The organism is Paracoccus aestuariivivens, from assembly GCF_009711225.1.
Lineage (GTDB): Bacteria > Pseudomonadota > Alphaproteobacteria > Rhodobacterales > Rhodobacteraceae > Paracoccus > Paracoccus aestuariivivens.
The window spans coordinates 131211-155257 of the sequence record NZ_WMIE01000002.1 but is presented as its reverse complement, the minus strand read 5'-3'; the positions used below and the strand labels follow the sequence as shown (position 1 = coordinate 155257).

The 24047-nt window shown below is 61.1% G+C and carries 24 protein-coding genes and 1 pseudogene; 18 read left to right on the top strand and 7 right to left on the bottom strand.

Features of this window, described 5'->3' with window-relative positions:
• Nucleotides 1-66: 66 nt before the first annotated feature.
• Complete coding sequence (locus GL286_RS06225; RefSeq protein ID WP_170295071.1) at nt 67-558, top strand: hypothetical protein; 492 nt, start codon at nt 67-69, stop codon at nt 556-558.
• Between the two features lie 303 nt (nt 559-861).
• Here GL286_RS06225 and GL286_RS06220 read toward each other — a convergent pair whose 3' ends face one another.
• Nucleotides 862-1923 carry an alkene reductase gene (locus tag GL286_RS06220; RefSeq protein WP_155094695.1) on the bottom strand — a complete coding sequence of 354 codons (1062 nt, stop codon included), beginning with the start codon at nt 1921-1923 and terminating at the stop codon, nt 862-864.
• 304 nt (nt 1924-2227) lie between these two features.
• Between GL286_RS06220 and GL286_RS06215 the strand changes: the two genes are divergently transcribed.
• Entirely contained in the window at nt 2228-2527 is a 300-nt protein-coding gene (locus GL286_RS06215) for a hypothetical protein (RefSeq protein ID WP_155094694.1), read from the top strand.
• 95 nt (nt 2528-2622) lie between these two features.
• Here the strand turns inward: GL286_RS06215 and GL286_RS06210 are convergent, their stop codons facing one another.
• Entirely contained in the window at nt 2623-3408 is a 786-nt protein-coding gene (locus GL286_RS06210) for a heme-dependent oxidative N-demethylase family protein (protein ID WP_155094693.1), read from the bottom strand.
• A gap of 76 nt (nt 3409-3484) precedes the next feature.
• On the opposite strand from GL286_RS06210, the gene purB reads away from it, so the two are divergent.
• The 4 genes from purB (at nt 3485) to gap (ending at nt 7262) form a co-directional block, all read left to right on the top strand.
• Nucleotides 3485-4801 carry an adenylosuccinate lyase gene (gene purB / locus GL286_RS06205; RefSeq protein ID WP_155094692.1) on the top strand — a complete coding sequence of 439 codons (1317 nt, stop codon included), beginning with the start codon at nt 3485-3487 and terminating at the stop codon, nt 4799-4801.
• A 61-nt stretch (nt 4802-4862) separates the two neighbouring features.
• Nucleotides 4863-5897: a FliG C-terminal domain-containing protein gene (locus GL286_RS06200; protein ID WP_155094691.1), complete on the top strand. Its 1035-nt coding sequence runs from the start codon at nt 4863-4865 to the stop codon at nt 5895-5897.
• Nucleotides 5898-5963: 66 nt separating this feature from the next.
• Nucleotides 5964-6107: a hypothetical protein gene (locus tag GL286_RS22145; RefSeq protein ID WP_170295070.1), complete on the top strand. Its 144-nt coding sequence runs from the start codon at nt 5964-5966 to the stop codon at nt 6105-6107.
• A 153-nt stretch (nt 6108-6260) separates the two neighbouring features.
• On the top strand, nt 6261-7262 hold the full coding sequence (gap, locus tag GL286_RS06195) for a type I glyceraldehyde-3-phosphate dehydrogenase (protein ID WP_155094690.1): 1002 nt from the start codon (nt 6261-6263) through the stop codon (nt 7260-7262).
• Between the two features lie 85 nt (nt 7263-7347).
• Here gap and GL286_RS06190 read toward each other — a convergent pair whose 3' ends face one another.
• Nucleotides 7348-7662: an antibiotic ABC transporter gene (locus GL286_RS06190; RefSeq protein ID WP_155094689.1), complete on the bottom strand. Its 315-nt coding sequence runs from the start codon at nt 7660-7662 to the stop codon at nt 7348-7350.
• 127 nt (nt 7663-7789) lie between these two features.
• Between GL286_RS06190 and pyrC the strand changes: the two genes are divergently transcribed.
• The 7 genes and pseudogenes from pyrC (at nt 7790) to GL286_RS06155 (ending at nt 14980) form a co-directional block, all read left to right on the top strand.
• Nucleotides 7790-8833 carry a dihydroorotase gene (pyrC, locus tag GL286_RS06185; protein ID WP_155094688.1) on the top strand — a complete coding sequence of 348 codons (1044 nt, stop codon included), beginning with the start codon at nt 7790-7792 and terminating at the stop codon, nt 8831-8833.
• Complete coding sequence (locus tag GL286_RS06180) at nt 8830-9501, top strand: orotate phosphoribosyltransferase (RefSeq protein ID WP_155094687.1); 672 nt, start codon at nt 8830-8832, stop codon at nt 9499-9501. Before pyrC ends, GL286_RS06180 begins: the two co-directional genes overlap by 4 nt.
• Before the next feature lie 153 nt (nt 9502-9654).
• Nucleotides 9655-11151, top strand: coding sequence for a replicative DNA helicase (locus tag GL286_RS06175; protein ID WP_155094686.1), 1497 nt, complete (start codon nt 9655-9657; stop codon nt 11149-11151).
• Nucleotides 11151-11498: pseudogene (locus tag GL286_RS06170) on the top strand (DMT family protein); the annotation flags it as partial. The gene GL286_RS06175 and the pseudogene GL286_RS06170, both read left to right, overlap by 1 nt.
• 78 nt (nt 11499-11576) lie before the next feature.
• Nucleotides 11577-12785: a multidrug effflux MFS transporter gene (locus GL286_RS06165; RefSeq protein WP_155094684.1), complete on the top strand. Its 1209-nt coding sequence runs from the start codon at nt 11577-11579 to the stop codon at nt 12783-12785.
• Nucleotides 12786-13185: 400 nt separating this feature from the next.
• Complete coding sequence (locus tag GL286_RS06160) at nt 13186-14478, top strand: M23 family metallopeptidase (RefSeq protein WP_155094683.1); 1293 nt, start codon at nt 13186-13188, stop codon at nt 14476-14478.
• On the top strand, nt 14468-14980 hold the full coding sequence (locus GL286_RS06155) for a bactofilin family protein (RefSeq protein ID WP_155094682.1): 513 nt from the start codon (nt 14468-14470) through the stop codon (nt 14978-14980). Before GL286_RS06160 ends, GL286_RS06155 begins: the two co-directional genes overlap by 11 nt.
• Before the next feature lie 197 nt (nt 14981-15177).
• Here the strand turns inward: GL286_RS06155 and coaD are convergent, their stop codons facing one another.
• The 3 genes from coaD to GL286_RS06140 all read right to left on the bottom strand — a co-directional run bounded on the left by coaD (nt 15178) and on the right by GL286_RS06140 (nt 17181).
• The gene (gene coaD, locus GL286_RS06150; protein WP_155094681.1) at nt 15178-15672 is read right to left on the bottom strand and encodes a pantetheine-phosphate adenylyltransferase; all 495 of its coding nucleotides are present in this window, start codon (nt 15670-15672) and stop codon (nt 15178-15180) included.
• A gap of 94 nt (nt 15673-15766) precedes the next feature.
• A complete protein-coding gene (locus GL286_RS06145) occupies nt 15767-16204 on the bottom strand; it encodes a CBS domain-containing protein (RefSeq protein WP_155094909.1) in 438 nt (145 codons plus the stop codon).
• 59 nt (nt 16205-16263) lie between these two features.
• Entirely contained in the window at nt 16264-17181 is a 918-nt protein-coding gene (locus GL286_RS06140; protein ID WP_155094680.1) for a LysR family transcriptional regulator, read from the bottom strand.
• A gap of 108 nt (nt 17182-17289) precedes the next feature.
• Here GL286_RS06140 and GL286_RS06135 point away from each other — a divergent pair, with 108 nt between their 5' ends.
• From GL286_RS06135 to GL286_RS06115, 5 genes are all read left to right on the top strand, one after another.
• Nucleotides 17290-18789 carry a CoA-acylating methylmalonate-semialdehyde dehydrogenase gene (locus GL286_RS06135; protein WP_155094679.1) on the top strand — a complete coding sequence of 500 codons (1500 nt, stop codon included), beginning with the start codon at nt 17290-17292 and terminating at the stop codon, nt 18787-18789.
• A gap of 115 nt (nt 18790-18904) precedes the next feature.
• Complete coding sequence (locus GL286_RS06130; RefSeq protein WP_155094678.1) at nt 18905-20050, top strand: acyl-CoA dehydrogenase family protein; 1146 nt, start codon at nt 18905-18907, stop codon at nt 20048-20050.
• On the top strand, nt 20050-21057 hold the full coding sequence (locus GL286_RS06125) for an enoyl-CoA hydratase/isomerase family protein (protein WP_155094677.1): 1008 nt from the start codon (nt 20050-20052) through the stop codon (nt 21055-21057). The genes GL286_RS06130 and GL286_RS06125 overlap by 1 nt, the downstream gene beginning before the upstream one ends.
• Nucleotides 21054-21929 (top strand): 3-hydroxyisobutyrate dehydrogenase, encoded by an 876-nt coding sequence (gene mmsB / locus GL286_RS06120; RefSeq protein WP_155094676.1) that lies wholly within the window; start codon nt 21054-21056, stop codon nt 21927-21929. The genes GL286_RS06125 and mmsB overlap by 4 nt, the downstream gene beginning before the upstream one ends.
• Before the next feature lie 147 nt (nt 21930-22076).
• Nucleotides 22077-22403 (top strand): hypothetical protein, encoded by a 327-nt coding sequence (locus GL286_RS06115; protein ID WP_155094675.1) that lies wholly within the window; start codon nt 22077-22079, stop codon nt 22401-22403.
• Here the strand turns inward: GL286_RS06115 and recN are convergent, their stop codons facing one another.
• Nucleotides 22404-24047, bottom strand: coding sequence for a DNA repair protein RecN (gene recN, locus GL286_RS06110; protein WP_155094674.1), 1644 nt, complete (start codon nt 24045-24047; stop codon nt 22404-22406).

Genomic DNA, 24047 nt, shown 5'->3' with positions numbered 1-24047 from the left:
TCGCGAATTGCCCAATCAGACCCTTGTTTTTTCTTTTTATTACAATAAGATACCCATGTGACGTACATGCTTCACAGATTTTCCACGAATGGACTTATTTTGAGAAAAACTCTGTTTGCCGCCAGCATCTTCCTGACTGCTTATTCCCTGCCTGCCTCGGCCGCTCCAACTTGGACCTTCTGGTCGGGCCCCATGAGCCAATATGAAGGCGGACTCAAGCTCTCCAGTGATAATAGAATCTCCTATGGCTGCACGGACTTCTCCAGTTCGTACGATATCGTTGTGCCCGGGAAGCACACTGGCGTCGCCTCCCTCTACATCGACGGCAAAGAGTTCCGCGAGGTCATCATGAACGCAGCTCCAGACGGGCAGAGTAGCAATTTTCACACGCGCGTGACCTATGAGGACACGAAGAGTGCCAAGCGCAGCATCAACAACCTGATCGACGCCCTCGCCGCAGGCCGTGAAGCATCGCTGCGCAGTCGCGACGGCATAACCACCTATGGTAGTTTCCCCCTGAATGGCTCGGCCAAGGCCAAGGTCTGCAAAATCGACTGAGTCTTACAAATCCAGCTGCCGTTGAACGCAACGAGCGCCAGATTTGGCATAGCCCCTGTCTTAAATGTTGAAATCAACCGAAGCTGCCGAAAATTCGGCGGTTTCTTTTCATTACGTAGAAAGAAAGCACCATCACTGCATAGTCAGAACATGTCTCGAAAGTTTCGTTGAAAGGGCGTGTTAGAGCTAAAATTCACCAAGCATTGATACAGAGTGAAGAATGAGCGCCATGTCATAGCGCTCACTACATTCATCAGTATTCATGGCATCGGTTAGTGCCCACTGACGCCCTTTCCCTTTCTTTCAAGCCAGTTCTTCGGCAAAGGGGTAGTCGGTGTAACCCTCGGCGCCGCTGGTATAGAAGGTCGCAGGATCGATCGGGTTCAGTTCCAGCCCCTCGCGCAAGCGGCGCGGCAGGTCGGGCGTGGCGATGAAGTTGACGCCAAAGGCCACCGCATCGGCGCGACCCTCGGCCACCAGTTCCGCCGCCGCCTCGCGTGACAGGCGCTCGTTGGCGATGACCGGACCGGCGAAAGCCGCCTTTACGTCGCCCAGCACACTGTCTTCCGCCAGATGCTCGCGCAGGGCAAGGAAGGCCACGCCGCGCGCGCGCATCTGCTCGGCCACGCGGACGAACAAGGCGCGCGGATCGCTATCGCCCATGTCATGCTGATCGCCGCGCGGCGACAGGTGGACGCCGACGCGGTCCGCGCCCCAGACGCCGATCACGGCATCGGTGACTTCTTCCAGCAGGCGGGTACGGTTCTCCAGCGAGCCACCATAGGCATCCGTACGCTGGTTCGTCTTGTCTTGCAGGAACTGGTCCAGCAGATAGCCATTCGCGGAATGTACCTCGACCCCGTCGAAACCGGCGCGCTTGGCGTTTTCCGCGCCTTGGCGGTAAGCCTCGACCACGCCCGCGATCTCATCGGTTTCCAGTGCGCGGGGCGTCACATATTCGCGTTTCGGGCGGACAAGGCTGACCGTGCCCGCAGGCTTGATCGCGCTTGGCGCGACAGGCGCAGCCCCGTCAAGGAAGATCGGGTCCGAGATCCGTCCGACATGCCAAAGTTGCAGCATGATCAGCCCGCCGCGGTCATGCACGGCCTTGGTGACCTGCTTCCAGCCCTCGACCTGCGCATCGCTCCAGATTCCGGGGGTATTGGCATAACCCACGCCCATCGGCGTCACGGCGGTCGCCTCCGACAGGATCAGGCCCGCCTCGGCGCGCTGGCCGTAATATTCGGCCATCAGGGCGTTCGGGACGCGGTCCTCGATAGCGCGGCTGCGCGTCAGCGGAGCCATCACGATGCGGTTCTTCAGCGTCAACGCGCCCAGCTTCAAAGGTTCGAATAGCGTCGGCATCTGTGTGCCCTTTCGTTCAAATCATGTCGGTTAGAATTGGGCACGATGCCGCAACGCCGCAATGACAGGCGCCGCAAAGCGGCATCGCACAAGATGCATGGCTCTCAAGCGCCTCCACTTTTCTGGAAGTCGTCGAGCGTGACTCTTTGGCGGGATAGTTCGCGAAACACGTCTATGAAGCAGCAAGGACGCGCCCTGAAAATACCAGTTCCATCCATCATTGTTCCATCAGGAAAATCACGATACAGCCGCAACTGGAGCGCGATAAATCGACGTAATCCAATGTTATATCTTTAGGAATATTATGAAAATCAGCAAATTTTTCTTTGTCACGGCGCTACCGCTTACCTTGGGCGCGTGCATTTTTGGCGGAAGCTCTCTTTCCGGAACTTACACTTCGTCCACCATCGGGGCAATCGAGTCGCTCACCTTTGATGGTAGCGAAGTGACCATGAAAGCAATGGGGCAGATCTCGACCGGAACCGTCGAATACAAGGATGGTAGGGCGATTGTCACAACCAGTGGCGGCAAGTTGGAGTTCGCAGTTGACGATAACTGTATCGTCGCAACGGGCCCCGTGAGCTTGCGCCTGTGCAAGAACTGACGCCTTCCGGCTAACGGGCACGGGATCGTTGGGATGCTTGCAAAGCCCTCAACGATCACCGTCGCTCACAAGGGGTCCACATCTTCATATTTCGACTAGGCGGCCTCCCTGATCGGGAACTCCTGTAGCGCCGCTTTTTGCTCGGGGTTCAGATCCTCCTCGCGGATGACAGATGTATGGATCGAGAACACCACCGCCCCCGTTTCCGGCAACCGGAACAGGCATTGCCGCTCGACGCGGATATAGGGCAGCGGGCCTTCGGGTGCGCGACCCTGTTCCTCGGTGCGGGGATTGTGCAAGGGCGCGTTCGAGTGATGGGCCGTCCCGCGCATCATCCCGATCCCCGGCCGGATGCCGTCCAGCAGGCGCTGCACCCGCTTGCCGATATCCTCGGTATATTTCTCGACCGGCTTATGGATACGCATCATCGGGCGCATGAATTTCTGCTCAAGCGTCCAGCCCGCCGGAAAACACAGGATCGCCCCGCCAAGGATATGCTCGTCGCCCTCGCCCGGAACCATCAGGCACAGATCCTCGGCGACCAGCCGACCCAAAGTCAGCAAGGGTTGCTCCGGATCGGCGCGGACTGTGCCGCCATCGGGACGGCGGATCATCTCGCCCATCTCGTAGCCATGCGCGGGAAGCAGCCGCATGATCCAGCGGTACAACTCGTCCGCGGCCGGACGACAGCCGGTGTACAGACGGTGTACGGCCTGTGTACGCTCGGTGATCAGCTTTTCACGCAATTCCATCTGCTTGGCAAAGGCGTCGTCCCTCACCAACCAGTCATTTTCATCGACCGGAATGACCCCCGGCAGCCGCCGCGTCCGCGGATCGACCCATGGCGCGAAGCCCAGATGTTTCTGCAATATCTCACTCATGTGGATATCATGCTTACGGCAAGGTTGCGGGCAAGGGGTCTTGCGGCTATCAGGCCTGCAAATACAGGAGAATCCGATGATCCCGCGTTATTCCCGCCCTGAAATGGTCGCCATCTGGTCGCCCGAAACCAAATTCAAGATCTGGTACGAGATCGAGGCCCATGCCTGCGACGCCCAAGCCGATCTGGGCGTGATCCCGCGCGAAAACGCCGAAGCGGTCTGGAAAGCCCGCGATGTGCAGTTCGATGTCGCCCGCATCGACGAGATCGAGGCCGTAACCAAGCATGACGTCATCGCATTCCTGACCCATCTGGCGGAACATATCGGCTCGGATCAGGCGCGCTTTGTGCATCAGGGCATGACCTCATCGGACGTGCTGGACACCACGCTGAACGTGCAACTGGTCCGCGCCGCCGACATCCTGCTGGCCGATATGGACCGCGTTCTGGCCGCCCTGAAGACGCGCGCCTATGAGCATAAGGACACCGTCCGCATCGGCCGCAGCCACGGCATCCACGCCGAGCCGACCACGATGGGCCTGACCTTCGCCCGCTTCTACGCCGAGATGGACCGCAACCGCACCCGCCTGCAGGCCGCGCGTGAGGAAATCGCGACCGGCGCAATCTCGGGCGCTGTCGGAACCTTCGCCAATATCGATCCGGCGGTTGAAGAGCATGTCTGCGCGAAACTCGGCCTGAAGCCCGAGCCGATCAGCACGCAGGTCATCCCGCGCGACCGCCACGCCATGTTCTTCGCGACTCTGGGCGTCATCGCGTCCTCGATCGAGAACGTCGCAATCGAGATCCGCCACATGCAGCGCACCGAAGTCCTTGAAGCCGAAGAGTTCTTCTCTCCGGGCCAAAAGGGTTCCTCGGCCATGCCGCATAAGCGCAACCCCGTCCTGACCGAGAACCTGACCGGCCTTGCCCGCCTTGTCCGCATGTCCGTGGTTCCGGCAATGGAGAACGTCGCCCTGTGGCACGAGCGCGACATCAGCCATTCCTCGGTCGAGCGCGCAATTGGTCCCGACACCACGATCACGCTGGATTTCGCGCTGAACCGTCTGGCCGGCGTGATCGAGAAACTGGTCATCTACCCCGAGAACATGCTCAAGAACATGAACAAGTTCAAAGGTCTGGTCATGTCGCAGCGCGTTCTGCTGGCGCTGACGCAGGCTGGCGTGTCGCGTGAGGATGCTTACCGTCTGGTCCAGCGCAACGCGATGAAGGTCTGGGAACAGGGCGCGGATTTCAAAACCGAACTTCTGGCTGATGCAGAAGTCACCGCCGCGCTTTCCCCCGCCGAGATCGAGGAAAAGTTCGACCTTGGCTACCACACCAAGCATGTCGACACGATTTTCGGCCGTGTCTTCGGTGAAAACGGCACGCATTAACCGCCCGTTCTTCATTTGATGCCAGACTGTCCCCGAAGCCAATGGAATCGGGGGCGGTCACATGATCCCACTCATCACGACACAACCGCTCAGCGCCCGCCAGAAAGCCGCGATCATCGTCCGCGTGGTGCTGGGCGAAGGCGAGGAACTGGATCTGTCGAAACTGCCGCCCGATTTGCAGACCGATCTTGCACAGGAAATGGCGCTGATGGGCCTTGTGGATCGCGACACCCGCAACGCCGTGCTGTCCGAATTCTGCGACAAGCTGGAAGCGGTCGGTGTCAGCTTTCCAGGCAATATCGACAGCACGCTTGACCTGCTCGATGGCCATCTTTCCGCCGATACGAACGACCGGCTGCGACGCCTTGCAGCCCTGAACGGCACCGGCGATCCATGGGAGCGGATCGCGAATTTCTCGCCGCTACTGCTCGCCGAACTGGCCCGCACCGAGTCAGTCGAGATTGCTGCCGTGATGTTCTCGAAACTTCCGGTTCCCCGCGCGACCGAAGTCTTTGGCCTGCTCGATCCGCAACGCTCGCGCCAGATCGCATATGCCATGTCCCTGACCAGCTCGATCGAGGAAAAGGCCCTGCACCGCATTGGTCGCGCCCTGATACAGGCCGCCGACGCTGTGCCCCGCCCCGCCATCGAAGGAAAGGCCGTCGACAAGGTCGGAGCCATCCTGAACGGCGCGACCTCGACCACACGCGAAGAAGTGTTGACGGGTCTGGACGAGGACGACACCGACTTCGCGACCGAAGTGCGCAAAACCATCTTCGCGTGGGCGAACATCCCCGCACGTGTCGATGTACGCGACATTCCCCGCATCATCCGTGAAGTCGAAGGCCCGACGATGATCTCCGCCATGGCCGGAGCCAAGGGCAAGAACAAGCCAACCGTCGATTTCCTGCTGGCGGGGCTTCCCACCCGATTGGCCGAAAGCCTGCGCGAGGAGGTCGAGACGATTGGCACGGTCACATCGAAGGACGCCGAAATCGCCATGAGCAATGTCGTCATGACCATCCGGCGCATGGAGGCCGATGGCGATCTGTTCCTCATCGCTCAGGATGCCGAGAGCGACGAACAGATAGACTGACCGCTTGCCGCCCTGCGCTGGCTGGCCTAGCTCTGTTCGCACTTTCGTTCCGAACTGGATGAACAGATGACCAATGTGATCGCCATATGCCTCGGCCTGTTGATTCTCGCATTATTCGCGGCCGACGCCCTTTTTCTGCATTGGGACTTGCCGGTATTTCTGGGCAAACAATTCGCCGAGTTGATCGAGTATCTCAGCTTCTGGCGCTAACATCCGGAAAGACCGGCAGCCGACCCGAAACTCTCGGCGCTAACATGATTAATTGACAAAACTTTTGGCCGAACCGGGCGTCCAGCCATTTGCATTTCCCGAAGTTTGCGGTCTATCTGCCTTCCAAACATCATCAGCGCCCGGAGGGACACCATGGCTGTAAAGGTGGCAATCAACGGTTTTGGCCGCATTGGTCGGAACGTTCTGCGCGCGATCATCGAATCGGGCCGGACCGATATCGAGGTCGTCGCAATCAACGATCTGGGCCCGGTGGAAACCAATGCCCATCTGCTGCGCTACGATTCGGTCCATGGCCGCTTCCCGGCCAAGGTGACGACGACCGAGGACACCATCGACGTTGGCCGCGGCCCGATCAAGGTCACCGCGATCCGCAACCCGGCAGACCTGCCTTGGGGCGATGTCGACGTCATCATGGAATGCACCGGCATCTTCACCTCGAAGGAAAAAGTGCAGGCGCACCTGTCGACCGGCGCGAAACGCGTGCTGATCTCGGCCCCCGGTGACAATGCCGACAAAACCATCGTCTTCGGTGTGAACCACGACACGCTGACCAAGGACGACATTGTCGTCTCGAACGCCAGCTGCACCACCAACTGCCTGTCACCCGTCGCGAAAGTGCTGAACGACACCATCGGCATCAACCGCGGCTTCATGACCACGATCCACAGCTACACCGGCGACCAGCCGACGCTGGACACGATGCACAAGGATCTTTACCGCGCCCGCGCCGCCGCGCTGTCGATGATCCCGACCTCGACCGGTGCCGCCAAGGCCGTCGGCCTTGTTCTACCGGAACTGAAGGGCCGTCTGGACGGCGTTGCGATCCGCGTGCCGACCCCGAACGTCTCGGTCGTCGACCTGACCTTCGAGGCTGCGCGCGACACCTCGGTCGAAGAAATCAACGCCGCGATCAAAGCTGCGGCTGACGGCCCGCTGAAAGGCATCCTCGGCTATACCGAAGAGCCGCTGGTCTCAACCGACTTCAACCACGACCCGCATTCGTCGGTCTTCCACATGGACCAGACCAAAGTCATGGAAGGCAGGCTTTGCCGCATCCTGACCTGGTACGACAACGAATGGGGCTTCTCGAACCGCATGTCGGACACCGCCGTTGCGATGGGCAAGCTGATCTGAAGCGCCTACCTTCGCCGAAAATGACGAACGCGCCCCAATTCGGGGCGCGTTTCGCATTCGTCAGGCGCGTGTACCGCGTCCGAGGTCACTTCTTGTTCGACAGGCGCTTCACATTAGCTTTGGTCCGGCGCCGATATGGACGCAGCGCCGCCGCCATCACCCGATCGGCTCGTTCGCCGCGCCCAGCAGCCCGCAGTGCCGCAACCATTGCCTCGGATGCGGCATCGGCCTTTTCGACCACCATCCGCGTCGGCTCATTCGCATCCTGCCGCACCAGCCCCATCATTCCGGCCGTGCGCATCGCAATCACCATCTGCGATTCCCAGGCGATCCGCGCCATCTGGGTCCACAGCACCATCGGATTGCCCATTGCAAACGGGTCAAGCTTGCCATTCGCCATTCTGACCTCCGTCGATTGATATATTAGCAAGCGAACCTGCGCCTCGCCGCCAAGATTGCCAAGTCATTCTTTCGAGTGATGCCCGTGAGCTATTTCCATGCCGTTTCTGCCGGTATAGAGGAAAGCCATGACAAATTCCGTGACGCTTCGCCGCCCTGACGACTGGCATCTGCATCTGCGCGACGGTGAGATGCTTGCTGCAGTTGCAGCATATTCCAGCCATTTCGGTCGGGCCATCATCATGCCGAACCTTGTGCCTCCGGTTGTCACCGGAGCTCAGGCGGCTGCCTATCGCGACCGCATTCTTGCGGCCCTGCCCGAAAATGTGACGCTGCGTCCGTTGATGACGCTGTATCTGACCGAGGCGACCGATCCTGCCGATCTGGTTGCCGCTCACCAGCAGGGAATCATCTCGGCGGTGAAATTGTATCCGGCCGGCGCGACGACGAACTCGGCCTCGGGCGTGCGTGATTTCGACAAGGTCCGTCCCGTGCTTGACGCGATGGCCGAAGCAGGCATCCCGCTTTGCATGCACGGAGAGGTGACTGACCCCGCCGTCGATATCTTCGACCGCGAGGCTGTCTTCATCGACCGAGTGCTGGACCCGATCCGCCGCGCCACTCCCGGTCTGCGGGTGGTCATGGAACATATCACCACGGCGAACGGCGTCGAATACGTCTCATCAAACGAGAACATCGGCGCAACGATTACGACGCATCATCTGGTGATCAACCGCAACCACATTCTCGTCGGCGGCATACGCCCCCATTATTATTGCCTACCGGTCGCCAAACGCGAGACGCACCGTCTGGCGCTGTTGAAGGCCGCGACCTCGGGCGATCCGCGTTTCTTCCTTGGTACCGACTCGGCACCGCATCCCGACCGCGCCAAGGAATCGGCCTGTGGCTGCGCGGGATGCTTTACCGCACCGAACACCATGTCGATCCTTGCGCAGGTCTTCGAAAACGAAGGAGCACTTGATCGGCTCGAAGGGTTTACCTCGCTGCATGGTCCTGCATTCTACCGGCTGCCGGTGAACGAGGACTCCATCCGGCTTGTCAGACGCGACATTCCGGCGGAGTACCCCACCCATATCCCCGCCGGAGACGAGACCGTCACCGTTTTCGATCCCGGCTTCCCGCTGTATTGGCATGTCGAGGACCCCGCATGACCCTGCCCTTCCCCCCGCGTGAGGAAATCGCGCGCCTGACCGCCCGGATGCTGCTTGAGATCAAGGCCGTCCATTTCAACGCGGCCGAGCCCTATACCTATGCTTCGGGTCTGAAAGGCCCGACCTATATCGACTGCCGCAAGCTGATCAGCTTCCCGCGCATCCGCTCGACGCTGATGGATTTCCTGTCGGCGACGGTGCTGCGCGATGCGGGTTTCGACGCTTTCGACAATATCGCCGGTGGCGAGACGGCGGGCATTCCCTTCGCGGCTTTGGTCGCCGAGCGGCTTGAACTGCCGATGACCTATGTGCGCAAGAAGCCCAAAGGTTATGGCCGCAACGCCCGCATCGAAGGCGCCATGTCCGAGGGCGAGCGCGTGTTGCTGGTCGAGGATCTGACCACCGATGGCGGCTCGAAGCTCAGCTTCGTCGATGCGATCCGCGAGACCGGTGCCTCCTGCGCCCATACCGCAGTGATCTTCTATTACGGCATCTTCCCGGAAACGACCCAGCGCCTTGCCGATCACGGCGTGCAGCTGCACTACCTCTGCACTTGGTGGGACGTTCTGGCCGAGGCCAAGGCGCAGGGCTTCTACGATGAAGCCACGCTGAACGAGGTCGAGAGCTTCCTGACCGATCCGCGCGCATGGCAGGCCGCCCACCCGTAAGCCGTAACGCTGCGGAAACATCACGCCGCCCGTGCCACAAGCGCGGGCGGCAATCTTGTCCCCAGCTTATCCACAAGATATCCAGATGGACCCCAGACCATCTAGGGTGGATAACAACCCTCACCCGAGTCGAACATCCGGAGCCCACAAGGGATGAGCGAGCTACGCGCCGTCGAAATCAGAAACCCAAGCGAGATCGCCGAGGCCGCCGCCGCGCAGGCCGTGCCCTTCTCGATCGAGGCCGAACAGCAATTGCTGGGCGCACTGCTCACCAATAACGAGGTCTATGACCACGTTTCGCGCATCATCCAGCCCAAGCATTTTTACGATCCGGTCCATCGCCGCATCTATGAGATCTGCATCGAGCGCATCGCCAAGAACGCCCTTGCCAGCCCGGTGACGATCAAGGCCTTCATGGAAAACGACGCGGGCCTCAAGGAACTGGGTGGTCCGGCCTATCTGGCGCGTCTGGCCGGTGCGGCGATCTCATCCCATGCCGCGCGCGACTATGCGCAGATGATCCGCGAATTCGCGCTGCGCCGCGACCTGATTACGCTCGGACAGGACATCTCTTCCCGTGCCTCCACCGTTTCGGTTTCCGATTCCGCTGAAGAGCAGATTAAGGAAGCCGAGCAAACGCTTTACAAGCTGGGCGAACAAGGCACCGCCGAGCGCGGCTTCCAAAGCTTCCTGTCGGCGGTCAGCGGCGCGCTGAATGCGGCGAACGCGGCCTTCAGCCGGGGCGGCGGGCTTTCCGGCGTCTCCTGCGGCCTGATCGATCTGGACGCCAAGATGGGCGGCTTGAACCGCTCGGACCTGATCATTCTGGCCGGTCGCCCCTCGATGGGGAAAACCTCGCTGGCCACTAACATCGCCTTCAATGTCGCCAAGGTGCATCGCATGGGCGAGCAGTCGGACGGCACACATGGCACGGTGGCGGGCGGCGTCGTGGGCTTCTTCAGCCTTGAGATGTCGGCCGAGCAGTTGGCCGCACGTATCCTTTCAGAAGCCGCCGAGGTTCCTTCGGAATCGATCCGTCGCGGTGACATGACCGAGGATGAGTTCCGCCGCTTCGTCAAAGCCGCGCATGACCTGCAGAACTGCCCGCTTTACATCGACGACACGCCCGCTTTGCCGATCAACCAGCTTGCCGCCCGCGCGCGCAAGTTGAAACGGACGATGGGCCTCGACGTGTTGATCGTGGACTATCTTCAACTTCTGCGCGCAGCGACCGCCAAGGACAGCCGCGTGAACGAGGTGTCCGAGATCACGCAGGGCCTCAAAGCCATCGCCAAGGAGCTGGACATCCCCGTCATCGCCTTGTCGCAGCTGTCGCGCGCCGTCGAAAGCCGCGAGGACAAACGCCCGCAGCTTTCGGACCTGCGCGAATCCGGCTCAATCGAGCAGGACGCCGACATCGTGATGTTCGTCTTCCGTGAGGAATATTACCGCGAGCGCGAAAAGCCCGCCGACCATGAGTTGGACAAGATGGCCGCATGGCAGCAGATCATGGAATCCTGCCATGGCAAGGCCGAGGTCATCATCGGCAAGCAGCGTCACGGTCCGATCGGTACGGTGGAACTGTCCTTCGAGGGCCGCTTCACCCGCTTCGGCAACCTCGAAAAGCATCGCAGCTGGGATCACAACTGATGACCCTGCCCGTCCCGGCCCTGACCATCGGGCTACTGCTGGCCTCGAACGTCTTCATGACTTTCGCGTGGTATGGGCACCTGAAGTTCAAGGCCGCGCCGCTTTTCGTCGTGGTCTTGGTCAGCTGGGGCATCGCGTTTTTCGAGTATCTGTTGCAGGTTCCTGCCAACCGGATCGGCTACGGGCATTTCAACGCGGCGCAGTTGAAAACCATCCAAGAAGTCATCAGCCTGTCGGTCTTCGTGGTCTTCTCATGGGCCTATCTGGGCGAGAAAATCACCTGGAACGTGCTGGCGGGCTTTGCCCTGATCTGCCTTGGTGCGTTCCTGATCTTTTCGAATTTCGGCGGTTCCTCGCATAAGGAAGAAGCACTTCCATACAATCAGCCGGTTGTCATTCCCGCGGAGACGCGCGAATAGATCGGCATGACGCCGAAAACCGATATGGCCGCCCCGCGGCCCAGCCTTCTGACGCTGGTTTCGATTACCGGCGTGGGCGCGCTTGCGATGAACATCTTCTTGCCCTCGCTGCCCGGGATGGCGCGGGATTTCGGCGTGGATTACGCCGTCATGCAGCTTTCCGTCTCGGCATTTCTGGGCGTCAGTGCAGTGCTGCAACTGCTTTGCGGACCGGTCAGCGATCTGTTCGGACGCAGGCCAGTGATCCTTGGTGCATTCTCGATCTTCCTTGTCGCGACGGCTGGCACGCTGCTGGCGCCAACGGCGGGCTGGTTCCTGTTCTTCCGCATGTTGCAAGCGGTGATCACTGTCGGCTTCGTCCTGAGCCGCGCCGTGGTGCGGGACATGGTTCCCGCGGAAAACGCCGCAAGCATGATCGGCTATGTCACCATGGGCATGTCTCTGGTGCCGATGATTGCACCGACAATCGGCGGTGTGCTGGATGAAAGCTTCGGCTGGAAGGCCAGTTTCGCCACGATGGGCATCCTCGGCAGCGTCGTTCTGGTCGTCTGCTGGTTCAATCTGCACGAGACCGCCCGAGGCGCGGGCGTTCCATTGCGCCAGCAGATTGCCACCTATCCCCAGCTTGCCCGCTCGCACCGGTTCTGGGGCTATGCCTTGGCAGCAACCCTGAGTGCAGGCGCCTTTTACGCCTATCTGGGCGGCGCACCGTTTGTCGGCCAAAGGGTCCTGCACCTGACACCCGCCGAGGTAGGTTACTGGTTCGCCGCGCCCTCGCTGGGCTATGCGTTGGGCAACTTTCTGTCGGCGCGGTTCTCGATCAGGATCGGCATGAACCGGATGATACTGGCAGGGGCCATCATCTGCACGATACCGTTGGCCATCGCCCTGCTCATCGATATCATCGGCAACCAGACGCCGCTGATCTTCTTCGGATCAGTCGCGGTTATGGGGCTGGGTAACGGTATGTTGCTACCGAACGCCAATGCCGGAATGATGAGCGTCCGCCCCGAACTGGCGGGCACCGCCAGCGGTCTTGGCGGTGCCATGGCGGTGGCAGGAGGCGCGGGGCTTGCCGCTTTGGCCGGTGCGTTTCTACACGACGAAGCCGGCGCGGCCCCGCTGCTGGTCATCATGGTGACGGTCTCGGCTGGATCGATCTTATCGACGCTGTGGGTCATGGCGCGCGAAAGGCAGCTGCTGCGGCAGGGCTGATCGCCGCAACGCGGACGCTGCAACGCAGCGTCATCTTCAAAGTTCCCACCTCGCACGTCGTTTCTGCCCGATTGCAGGGCATAAATGGAGCGAAAGCTAAACGAACCGGTTTTCCGCCCGACGCTACGGTATATGGCGGCATGTCACGGAGTTTTCCAAAAAACCTCAGAGATCTATGGCGAAAACCTCACGAAAGGCTCAGAACTTCGTGAATCAACTATGGGTTGAGTAGTGGCAAATCTTGACTGATTTGCCTGAAAAAGATCGGCGTCAATCCGCCCATATTCAAAGCAGTATTTCTCCAAATGTTGCGCTTTGAGCACAGCTCGGATTTATGAATGGCAACCGCGGCCGCCTCTGCTCGGTCAGGTCGCGAAGCAAACAGAATGGATCAGGGACATTGCGCATCACACACAGTCTGAATTCGGTGCTAGAGCGCTGGCTGCCAGAACAGCGTCTCTTTCTGAAATCGGACAGTTCGACCCGCTTCGTCAGGCTTAGCCCGGCGGTCCAGCTTGTTGCCTTGGGGGGCGCGGCTGTTCTGTTCGGCTGGACGATCATCGCCAGCTCAATCCTGGCGATTGACGCCATCAGCGCCCAAGGAACACGCGATCACGCCCGTCGTTCCCAAGGTGCGTTCGAGGCCCGCCTGACCGATCTATCGACCGAACGCGATGCCCGCGCTGCCGAGGCGGTCGCTGCGCAGAACCGCTTTACGGTCGCGCTTGACCAGGTCTCGGACATGCAGTCGCAACTTCTCGACTCCGAGGCCCGTCGCCGCGAACTGGAAACCGGCATGGACGCGATCCAAAGCAGCCTGCAGGTCGCTCTGAAGCAGCGCGATGATGCTTTGGGGGTCAACGCATCGGACAGCAAGGCGGTTCCGCTTGAACGCACCGCCGAACTGCAAGCCGCATTCGATATCCTGTCCGGCGAATTGAAGCAGGCCGTCGATGACCGCAGCAAGGCATCGGTCGAAGCCACCGAAGCCAAGCGCACTGCCGAGGCACTGACCGTCGAACGCGACCAGATTATCGCCCATAACGACGAGATCATGTCGCAGCTGGAAGATGCCGTGACGATCTCGGTCAAGCCGCTGGACGAGATGTTCCGCAATGTCGGCATGAATCCCGACGACGTGTTGAAAACCATCCGTCGGGGCTATTCGGGCGAAGGCGGTCCGTTGAACCCCGTCAGCTATTCATCGAGCGGCGACGCCGCGATCTCTCAGGGCGAAGCTAAAGCCAAAGAGATCATGATCACGCTCGACAAGATGAACACCTACCGCATCGCGGTCGAAAAGATGCCGCTGGCGATGCCGGTGAAAAGCGCCTTCCGCTATACCTCGCCCTTCGGGCGTCGTTGGGGTCGCGCGCATGAGGGGATCGACATGGCTGCGCCGGTCGGAACTCCGATCTACTCGACGGCAGAGGGGACAGTGATCTACGCCGGTCGAATGGGTGCCTATGGAAACCTCATCAAGATCCAGCATGAAATGGGCGTCGAGACCCGGTTCGGGCACCTATCCAAGATTAAGGTCAAGGTGGGTCAAAAGGTATCGCGCGGAAGCCTGATCGGTGCTATGGGCAGTACCGGTCGATCGACCGGTCCGCATCTTCACTACGAAGTCCGCGTGAACGGTCGTGCCATGAACCCTATGACCTTCATCAAGGCAGCCCAAAATGTTTTCTAAGACGCGAGTCACCGAACCCGGACCCAGGACCCAGCCCCAACCGGCGACCGAACCCGAAAGCACCCGGAACTTGGAAAGCAACTTCGACATCCCGGCCTCGCCTGCTTCGACTCCGCGCACGCGTACCGCTCCGTCGATCCTGTCCTCCGATCTGACGGTTACGGGCAATATCAAAACCCAGGGCGATATTCAGGTCGAAGGCACCATCGAAGGTGACATTCGTGCCCATCAACTGATCGTCGGCGAAAGCGCGACCATCCGTGGCGAGATCGTCGCCGAAGAGGTCGTCGTGAATGGCCGCGTCGTCGGTCGTGTCCGCGGCCTGAAGGTCCGCCTGACCGCCACCGCGCGTGTCGAGGGCGACATCATCCACAAAACCATCGCCATCGAATCGGGCGCCCATTTCGAAGGCTCGGTGCAGCGTCAGGAAGATCCGCTGGCCAATGGCATTACGCCCAAACTGGCTCCGCCGGTTGCCAAGCCTCAAAGCACCGAAGACTGACCGTTCGGGCACAGGGATTGAAGGGCGGCTGAATGGCCGCCCTTTTTTGTTGGATCAGGTCGATTGTTCGTCCTGGCCGGGATCGGGCAGAGGATCGGGCAAAGGCGGCCGATCCGGATCAGGGATCGGCATCGGGATAGGCTGCTTCGGGTCGTCAGGCATGGTCTCTCCTGCGGGATGGCCCGAGCGCCATAGCGTCAGGCCGGAAAGCGGGCGATCAGCGCGTCGTTCACGGCGGGTGGCACGAACTTGCTGACATCCCCACCAAGTCGCGCAATTTCCTTCACCAGCTTCGAGGCAATGGCCTGACGACGCGCATCGGCCATCAGGAATACCGTCTCGATGGTGGAATCAAGCGTCCGGTTCATCCCGACCATCTGGAATTCGTACTCGAAATCCGCGACAGCACGAAGCCCGCGCACGATGACCGTCGCCCCGACATCACGGGCGCAATCGATTAGCAGGTTCTCGAACGGATGGACCAGAATCTCGCCGCCGAGTCGCTTGGTGATCATGTCGCATTCGCGCCGGACCATATCGACCCGTTCGTCCAGTGGGAAAAGCGGTCCCTTGTCGCGATTGATCGCGACGCCGATCACCAACCGGTCAACCAGCGCCAACGCGCGTTCGATAATGTCCACGTGACCCAGCGTGATCGGATCGAAAGTCCCCGGATAAAGTCCGATACGCATGGACCTGCCCCCCTGTTTAACGAAACGGCCAACCGAAACAGGTTTTAGCGGAAATTTGCAAGGGGCTCCGCGCCCAAGGGCGATGCGGACAAGGCTAGTTCCCCATAATCATTCCGGTCAGTGCGTCGCGCTCGGCGCGCAATTCCTTGAGGCGGGCCGAAACCGCATCCCCGATCGAGACCAGCCCGATCATCGTTCCCGAGGCATCAACGACCGGCAAGTGCCGGAAGCGGCCTTCGGTCATGCGTTCAAGAACGGCGCGGGTGTCTTCTCCGGTTGTGCAGGTGACAAGCTTGCTGGTCATCAGGTCCGCGACCACCGCGTCCATCACCGCCGCGCCACGCTTGCCCAACTCGCGCACGATGTCGCGTTCCGAGATGATCCCCAGCGCCTGCTTGCCGTCTTCCGAGACGATGATCGCACCGATGCGCTTGTCCGACAGCATGCGTGCGGCATCTGCCACGCTAGCGGTCGGGGCGATGGTGTAGACATCGCTCGTTGGCTTCATCGACAGGATCTGCTTCACGAGCATAGTCATTCCTCCTCGGCGATAGCTACTTGATTTCAGCGTTGCGCTGCTGCGGCCTTGCGTCAAGTGCGCTCTTGGGTTGAACCTTCCGAGGTCAGCAACCCTTGCAAACGTGCCACCTCCGACCGGATGCCCTGCCCCAGCGCGTCGGCCAGACGGTTCATCCGCTGCGACCGGCGATCATCGGCATGACGGATCAGCCAGAAACTTCGGGTCAGTGAAATCTGACCAGTCAGAATGCGCCGGACCCCGGGGCAAAATGGAATGGCGAAGTCATGCACGATCCCCAATCCCGCCCCTGCCCTGATCGCCTGCATCTGCACCGAGACTGAATTCGAGGTCAGTTGCGCCCATTCCGCACCTGTCTCGGTCAGGTAATCCAGTTCGCGGTCAAAGATCATGTCGGGGATATAACCGATCATCCGGTGGCCCCGAAGATCGTCGCGGGCAAGGATCGGTGGGCGGCTGCGCAGGTAGTCCTCGTGCGCAGCCAGGTGCAGTTGGTAATCGGTCAGACGCTGCACCACCAACCGGCCCGCCTGCGGCTGGGATACCGCAATCGCCATATCCGCCTCGCGCCGCGACAGGTTGAAAACGCGTGGCAAGGCGATGATCTGGATTTCCAGTCCCGGATGGGTTTCGCAAAGACGGGCGCAGATCTGGGGAAGCAGATAGTTGGCACAACCGTCCGGCGCACCGATGCGGAACTGGCCGGTAAGGTTGTCGGGGCCGGACAGCGCCTCTTTGGCGCCGCTCAGGGCCAGTTCGGCGGATTCGGCATGGGGCAGCAAGCGCTCGCCCTCGGGGGCCAAGGCATAGCCCTGCGGGGTCTTCACGAACAGTTTCGCGCCAAGAGTGCCTTCCAGCCGCGCGATGCGCCGTCCCACTGTCGAGGCATCTATGTTCAAACGCTTGCCCGCGCCCGACAGGCTATCGGCCCGCGCCACTGCAAGAAAGATGCGAAGATCGTCCCAGTCCATGCCGTACCTTTGCAAAAACGCAAAACGCTTTTGCCAGACTTTCGCTTTATCCAGCAATGCTGCAAGCCTATTATCCGCCCAAACACAAATCCCTGCGGGAGGCTCGCTATGCAAGAACTGTGCCACTGGATCGACGGCAAAGAGGTCAAAGGCACCTCGGGTCGTTTTACCGATGTGATGAACCCGGCCACTGGCGAGGTTCAGGCCCGCCTGCCGCTGGCAACTCCGGCCGAGCTTGACGCCGCCATCGCCAGCGCCGAGCGCGCCCAGCAGGTCTGGGGCGCGACCAACCCGCAGCGCCGCGCCCGCGTGATGATGAAATTCGGCCAACTCATCAACGACAATATCGACAAGCTGGCCGAGATCGTCTCGCGCGAGCATGGCAAGACCCTGCCTGACGCGCGCGGCGACGTGCAGCGCGGCCTTGAGGTGATCGAGGTCTGCATGGGCACCCCCGCCCAGTTGAAAGGCGAGTTTACCGACAGCGCCGGCCCCGGAATTGATCTGTATTCCATGCGTCAGCCGCTTGGCGTCGTTGCTGGCATCACCCCCTTCAACTTCCCCGCCATGATCCCGCTGTGGAAAATGGGGCCGGCGTTGGCCTCGGGTAATGCGATGATCCTGAAACCGTCCGAGCGCACGCCCTCGACCGCGATTGCGCTGGCGAAACTGGCGCAAGAGGCCGGTCTGCCCGATGGCGTTCTGCAGGTCGTGAACGGCGACAAAGAAGTCGTCGATGCGATCCTTGACCACCCGACCATTCAGGCCGTGGGCTTTGTCGGCTCGACGCCCATCGCGCAATATATCTATGGCCGCGCCGCGAATAACGGCAAACGCGCGCAATGCTTCGGCGGTGCCAAGAACCACATGCTAATCATGCCGGACGCGGATCTGGATAAGGCCGCTGACGCGCTGATCGGCGCGGGCTATGGCGCTGCGGGCGAGCGTTGCATGGCGATCTCGGTCGCGGTTCCGGTCGGCCAAAAAACCGCCGATGCGCTGATCGAGCGTCTGATCCCGCGCATCGAGAAACTGAAAGTCGGCCCCTATACCGCCGGCGACGACGTGGATTTCGGGCCGGTCATCACCAAGGCCTCGCAGGACCGCATCAATGCACTGATCGCCTCGGGCGTGGAACAAGGCGCAAAGCTGGTCGTCGATGGTCGCGGGCTGAAAATCCAGGGCTACGAGAACGGCTTCTTCTGCGGCCCGTCGCTGTTCGACAACGTGACCCGCGACATGGACATCTATAAGGAAGAAATCTTCGGGCCGGTCCTGTCCACCGTCCGCGCCGAGACCTATGAAGACGCGCTGAGCCTCGTCATCGACAACGAATATGGCAATGGCACGGCGATCTTCACCGCCGATGGCGACACCGCCCGCGATTTCGCGAGCCGCGTCAATGTCGGGATGGTCGGGATCAACTTCCCGATCCCCGTGCCGCTCAGCTACTACACCTTCGGCGGCTGGAAGAAATCGGCCTTTGGCGACCTGAACCAATACGGACCCGACGCCTTCCGCTTCTATACCAAGACCAAGACGGTCACCGCCCGCTGGTTCTCGGGCATCAAGGAAGGTGCCAGCCTGAACTTCAAGGCGCTGGATTAAGACGACAAGGCGGGGGCATTTGCCCTCGCCTTTCCTTTTGGGGCGCTGCAAAACTGGCGCAACATTTTCCGGTTTTAACCGGACAGCCAATAACGAAAACCATGAGGGGGAGAGCATGGATTTCGCGCTGAGCGAAGAACAGCAGGCCATTTTCGACATGGCCCGCGAATTCGGGGCCGAGCATATCGCGCCCTTCGCGCAAGACTGGGAGGCCGAGGGGACGATTCCCCGCGCGCTTTGGGGGAAAGTCGCCGAACTGGGCCTTGGCGGGCTTTACGTCAGCGAGGAATATGGCGGATCGGGCCTTTCGCGACTCGACGGGACGCTGGTTTTCGAGGCGCTGTCGATGTCCTGCCCTTCGGTCGCGTCGTTCCTGTCGATCCATAACATGTGCGGCGGCATGATCGAGAAATTCGGCTCAGCCGAGGCCAAGGCCCGCTGGTTGCCCGATCTGTGCCGCATGTCCAAAATTTTTTCGTATTGCCTGACCGAACCCGGCTCGGGCTCGGACGCCGCCGCCTTGCGCACCCGCGCCGAGCGCAGCGATCAGGGCTGGCGACTGAATGGCACCAAGGCCTTTATCTCGGGTGGCAGCTATTCCGATGCCTATCTGTGCATGGTCCGCACGGGTGAGGCCGGGCCTAAGGGGATTTCCTCGGTCGTCGTCGAAGCAGGCACGGCGGGCCTCAGCTTCGGCGCACTCGAACGCAAGATGGGCTGGAAATCGCAGCCGACCTCGCAGGTGCAGTTCGATGATTGCGTGGTTCCTTTGGGAAACCTTCTGGGTGAGCAAGGGCGCGGCTTCTCCTATGCCATGGCGGGTCTGGATGGCGGGCGGCTGAATATCGCCGCCAGCGCCCTTGGCGGGGCGCAAGCAGCGCTCGACGCCACCCTGCGCTATATGGGCGAGCGTCGCGCCTTCGGGCAGTCACTCGACCAGTTCCAAGCCCTGCAATTCCGGTTGGCCGAGATGGAGACCGCGCTGCAATCCTCGCGCGTCTTCCTGCGGCAAGCGGCATGGAAGCTGGATCACGGGGCCAAGGATGCCAGCAAATTCTGCGCCATGGCCAAACTGCATGTCACCGACCGCGCTTTTGACGTCGCGAACCAATGCCTGCAACTGCATGGCGGCTACGGCTATCTCGCCGATTACGGGATCGAGAAACTTGTGCGCGATCTGCGCGTCCACCAGATCCTTGAAGGGACGAACGAAATCATGCGCCTGATCGTCAGCCGCGCCCTGCTCGCGGAACGCGCCTGATGGGCGATATCCTGATCCGCAAGGACCGCCGCGCCGGTCGCATCACCTTTACCCGCCCGCAGGCCCTGAATGCTCTGAACCACGAGATGGCACTGGCCATCCATGCTGCCTTGGCCATCTGGCAGGACGATTCCGACGTGTCGCTGGTCATCATAAACGCAGAAGGAGAGCGGGCATTCTGCGCTGGCGGCGACATCGCCGCCGTCTATCGCGCTGGCCTTAAGGGCGACCATCAGGTCGGGCGGGACTTCTTCCGCGACGAATATCTGATGAATGCGCGGATCGCAGACTATCCCAAACCGATTGTCGCCTTCATGCAGGGTTTCGTCATGGGCGGCGGGGTCGGAGTCGGCGGCCATGCCAGCCATCGCATCGTCTGCGAGTCCACGCAGGTCGCCATGCCTGAAACCGGAATAGGCTTGATCCCCGATGTCGGAGGCAGTTGGCTGCTGGGTCATGCTCCGGGGCGTATCGGCGAGTATTTGGGGCTGACCTCGGGGCGAATGGGTCCGGGCGATGCCATCCATGCCGGTTTCGCCGACACCTATCTGCCCGAAAAGGAATGGCCCGTCCTGATCGACCGACTGGCGGCAACCGGCGATGTGGATCTGATCATCGGCCAGGAACCACCCGAGGCGCCGCTGGAAACCGCCGATCTGTCGGCCTTTGGCGGACGCACCGTCGCCGAGATTATCGCGGCATTGGAAACGTCGGGCGATGAAGCCAGCCTCAAGGCATTGCGGCGCAATTCGCCCTTGTCGATGGCGGCAACGCTGGCGCTTGTGCGCGCGGCGCGCGGCGACCGCTCGGTCCGCGACAGTCTTGCGCGGGAATACCGCTTCACATGGCGGGCCACGGCTGAAAGCGATTTTCTTGAGGGCGTCCGTGCCCAGATCATCGACAAGGACCGCAAGCCGAAATGGGCCGCCGACCATCAGGACGCCAAAGTCAGGGCGATCCTTGAGCCGTTGGGCGATGCGGATCTGAAATGGGGGGAAGACAATTGAAAATCGGTTTCATCGGGCTCGGCAATATGGGCGGGCCAATGGCCCTGAATCTGGCGCGCGCAGGACATGAGGTCACGGGCTTCGATCTGAGCGCCCCCATGCCCGATGGGGTTCAGCCTGCGGCCAGCGCAGCTGACGCTGCCGCCGGAGCGGATGTGGTGGTCACCATGCTGCCGGACGGTGCAATCCTGCGCCGCGTCGCCGCCGAAGTCATCCCCGCAATGCAGCATGGGACAGTACTGTGCGATTGCTCGACGGTCGATGTCGAAAGCGCCAGAGAGGTTGCGGGGCAAGCCGCCCATGCGGGGCTGGGGTCGCTTGACGCACCCGTCTCGGGCGGGATCACGGGCGCTGCGGCCGGTACACTGACCTTCATGGTCGGCGGGGCGACCGAAGCGTTCGATACAGTCAAACCGCTATTCGAGATCATGGGTCAGAAGGCGGTCCATTGTGGCGGATCGGGCGCCGGACAAGCTGCAAAAATCTGCAACAACATGATCCTCGGCGCGACGATGATCGCGACCTGCGAGGCATTTGCGCTGGCCGACAAACTGGGGCTGGATCGTCAAAAAATGTTCGACGTCGTATCGACGTCATCGGGCTATAGCTGGTCGATGAACGCTTATTGCCCCGCGCCGGGGATCGGGCCGACCTCCCCCGCCGATAACGGCTACAAACCGGGCTTCGCGGCTGAACTGATGCTCAAGGATTTGCGTCTGAGCCAGCAAGCCGCCGAAGTCGCGGACGCCTCGACGCCAATGGGCCAACTCGCCGCAAGCCTGTATGCCCGCTTCGTCGAACAAGAGGGCGGGCGCGGCAGGGATTTTTCGGCCATGCTGCCTTGGCTTGTCGGGATGCATCGCCCCAACTGATGTATCAGAGACACAGTTCGCGTCGTTGCGAGCAAAATCGCGTGAGCTACCGGATCCATCCGGCCTAAACGCTCGTTTGCCTGACGAAGTGTTAGCCGGTCACCGGTTAACGATTTGGCAAGAAACGAGTGCTAGACTGTAACGATCATGACCGCCCATATCCGCAAATATCTCATAGCCGCTGCAATGGCAGTCGCGGCTTGTACCATGGCCCTTGCGCAACATAGCCAAAACAATGATGTGCAAGGAACGAACGCTCAAACCGCGGCACTTTCTGCGCCAAAGGCTTTGCGCGTCGGACAGCAGATCGAACCTGCGCATCTGCACCGGATCAACCGTCCGGGACTATACGGGATCAGCCAGGCACCGAACGGCAGCGGCTACGGGGTCATCGACGGACGACTTATCCGCTATGACGCGCAAACCATGCGGGTCCAGTCGATTATTCGCCAGATCGACAATATTCTGGATTGATCAACCCTGAAGCAGCACGCGAGCCGCCTCTCGCGCAGCCGTAGTGATTTCCTCACCGGCAAGCATTCGGGCGATTTCATCTACCCTTTGCGACGAATCGAGGGCCGCGACCCGCGACGTCGTCATTCCCTTACTGACCGATTTTGCGACACGGAAATGGTGTCCCCCCAGCGCTGCAACTTGCGGACTGTGGGTCACGACAAGGACCTGCGCACCATCCGCAAGTCGCGCAAGCCTGCGACCGACCGCATCGGCAGTTGCCCCACCTACACCTCGGTCGATCTCATCGAAGATCAGCACCAAGGCATCGTTACCGCGTGCCAGACAGACCTTGAGCGCCAGCAGGAAACGCGACAATTCGCCACCTGATGCGATCCTGTCCAAGGGGCCAGCTGGTGCGCCCGGGTTGGTTGCGACAGTAAAGGCAACGGCGTCCCTGCCCTCGGGTCCCGGTTCCGCGTCGGCCAGCCGTGTTTCGAACACGGCGCGTTCCATCCTTAATGGCGCAAGTTCGGCCGCCATCGCGGCATCGAGCCGCTTGGCCGCCGCCGCCCTTCGGGCGGTCAGTGCTGCAGCGATCTTGTCGTAATCTGCGTCGGCAGCAGCCACCGCCTCGGTCAACCGCGCAAGATTTCCCTCGCCCGCATCGATGCTGACCAGTCGCGCCCGCAAATCGTCGGCAAGGCTGGCAAGATCATCGGCCAGCACATCATGTTTTCGCGCCAAGGCCCGCAACGCAAACAGTCGCTCCTCGGTCAGTTCCAGATCGTGCGGATCGAAGTCCAGCGATTCGAGCGCAGACTCGACACCAGCCACCGCATCGGACAATTCGATCAACGCACGTTGAAGTGCCGCCACCGGAGCCTCCAGTTGCCCGCCCGCCCGTTCGGCAGCGCCATCCAGCCAGCGCCCCGCATCGAGCAGCGCACCTTCTGCCCCGTCAGAGCCCATCGCCTGCAGTGCACGAGCGACATCGTCGCGGATCCGCTCGGCCCCTTGCATCGCGCGGCGGCGTGTATCGAGTTCAACTTCTTCGCCGGATTGGGGATCAAGCTTATCAAGTTCGGCGACGGCGTGGCGCAGGAAATCCTCTTCGCCTTTCGCAGCCAGCAATGCGGCTTCGGCTGCCGCGAGATCAGCTCGTGCATCGCGACGGGCCGCCCATGCCGCGCGTACCGGTGCCAGATCGACAGCTGCAAAGACGTCCAGCAGTATCCGATGCCCGCGCGCATTCAACAGGCCGCGATCATCGTGTTGGCCGTGCAATTCGACCAGAGTTTCCGAAAGCGCACGCAGTACCTCGCCAGAAGCACGGCGGTCATTGATAAAGCCGGTCTTGCGCCCGTCGGCAACGTTCACACGACGCAGAATCAGTTCGTCCGTTACGGGAAAGCCGGCCTCGGACAGAAGCGCACGAGCGGGATGTCCCTCGGGCAAGTCAAAAACAGCGGTAACCTCGCCTTGGCTGGCGCCGTTACGGACCAGATCGGCCCGACCCCGCCAGCCCAGCACGAAGCCAAGACAGTCCAGCAGAATGGATTTGCCAGCGCCGGTCTCTCCAGTCAGAACGTTGAGTCCCGGCTGGAATTCCAATTCCAGCCGATCGATCAACAGCATGTCGCGAATATCAAGATGCCGCAGCAT